This window comes from Eubacterium ramulus, from assembly GCF_003122485.1.
Classification (GTDB): domain Bacteria; phylum Bacillota; class Clostridia; order Lachnospirales; family Lachnospiraceae; genus Eubacterium_I; species Eubacterium_I ramulus_A.
In genome coordinates, this window is the sequence record NZ_JRFU01000199.1 from 1 (window position 1) to 1,979 (window position 1,979).

2 protein-coding genes are annotated in these 1,979 nt (G+C 39.3%); both read left to right on the forward strand.

Annotated elements, in window-relative coordinates:
• Nucleotides 1-955: ATP-binding cassette domain-containing protein (locus LG34_RS15160; protein ID WP_146190244.1), on the forward strand; the 955-nt coding region annotated here is incomplete at its 5' end.
• Entirely contained in the window at nucleotides 955-1,923 is a 969-nt protein-coding gene (locus tag LG34_RS15165) for an ABC transporter permease (RefSeq protein WP_109216810.1), read from the forward strand. The genes LG34_RS15160 and LG34_RS15165, both read left to right, overlap by 1 nt.
• Nucleotides 1,924-1,979: the final 56 nt, after the last annotated feature.

Here is a 1,979-nt window from a genome sequence, read left to right on the forward strand (position 1 = left end):
CTATGAGCTTATTAAAAAGTTCAAAGAACTTGGAAGAGCAATCTTACTGATTTCTCACGATCTGGAAGAGACACTTCGTATCTCCGATTCCATTACGGTACTTCGAGATGGAAGAGCAGTTGGAACCGTAGAGACCAGTGATGTGACAGATGATGATGTCAAACGAATGATGGTCGGTCGTGAGATGAGCGGAGATTATTACCGCGTGGATGAAGAAGAAATCTACGAGGATGAAGTAGTATTTTCCTTTGACCACGTATCAACAAATACCGGATTAAAAGACGTAAGTTTTGAAGTTCATAAAGGAGAGATCCTTGCATTCTGTGGACTTTCCGATTCCGGTATCCACGATGTAGGACAGGCTGCTTACGGTCTGGTAAAACCAACATCCGGTAAAGTTTTATTAAACGCCGAAAATCTTGAGATAGAAGATGCAATGTTCTCATTGAAACACAGAATCGCATATGTTCCGAAAGACAGGGATGAGGAAGCACTGATGATGGCGACAACCATCCAGAATAACTTCTGTGTACCGTCTCTGGAAGAGATATCCAAGAAATTCGGATATGTCAGTACAAAAGAAATGAGAGAGATGGCAGATAAAGCCAAGAAAGAATATCAGGTAAAATGTACAAGCGTAAATCAGAATATGAATGGTCTTTCCGGTGGAAATAAACAGAAAGTAAATCTTGGAAGATGGCTTTTGAAAGACCTGCAACTTCTGATCGTTGACTGCCCGACCCGTGGTGTTGATATCGGTGTAAAAGCGTACATTTATCACGTAATGCAGGAAGCAAAGAAAAAAGGTCTTACTATGCTGCTTATTACAGATGAGCTTACAGAGGCTATGGGTATGGCAGATAATATCATTGTTATGAAAGATGGTATGGTCAAGAAAGAAATTGGAAGAAGTTCCCACTTCAGTGAAGAAAAAATGATTGAGGAGATGATCTAATGCGAAAAAAAATTCATGTTTTGGATGTTATGCCCATAATTATCATGCTTGGTCTGTTTGTCTTTTTTGCAATTGGATCTCATGGGAATACCATAACATTATTTAATATCAAAAATATTGTAATTCAGACAGTGCCTGTAGCACTGGGAGCGCTGGGAGTTATCTTTGTTGTATCCATCGGAAGTACAGATATTTCGGTAGGTGCCAATGCAGCTCTCTCCGCAACAATCGCAGCACTTATTTCACAGTCCACATCAGAATTTTTGATGATTCCGCTGACACTTGTTATCAGTACCCTGATTGGTGCTTTCCTTGGCTGGATTATTACAAAATTTAAAACGGACTCTTTTATGACAACACTTGCAAGTCTGATCGGATTAAGAGGATTGATGAACTTTATTCTGTCCCTGAAGACAGTTACAGCACCAAGATATCTGCTTACTATTTCAAGCTTCAAGGTTTCATTGATTATTCTTGTCATTTTTGTAGTGATTGTATTCTTCGTATTTGAGAAGACAAAATTCGGATATTACTGCAAGAGTATGGGTGAAAATGAGAGAACCGTAAAGGCGATCGGTATTAATACAAATAAGATCCGTTTTATCTGTTTCTGTATTTCAGGATTTATGGCAGGTGTTTTTGGATTCATCCTTCTTGGTAAAGTATCAGGTGCGTCAAGTACACTTTGTAACATGATGGAGATGAAGATCCAGATGGCAATCTTCCTTGGTGGTATCCTTGTTACCGGAGGATTTTCAAGTAAACTTTTTAAAGCGATTATCGGATCATTTACGATTGTTATTATTGAGAACGGACTTGTTTCCTGTGGTGTAGCAACATCTCCTTCGGAGATCATAGAAGGTATCCTGCTTATCGTAATCCTTTGCGTTACGATCTATTCAAATAAGATGGCTCTTAAAAAGAGTGATATGGAGCTTTTGCTTGCGAAAGATGCAAAAGACGCTTAACAGAAACTTATATCAGATGGGAGCCAATCCCCCATCTGATATAGCCTCCGGCAGGA

Bases quoted from the DNA above. Each gene is read 5' to 3' on its own strand.
- LG34_RS15165 (WP_109216810.1), top strand. From the start codon at position 955: ATGCGAAAAAAAATTCATGTTTTGGATGTTATGCCCATAATTATCATG.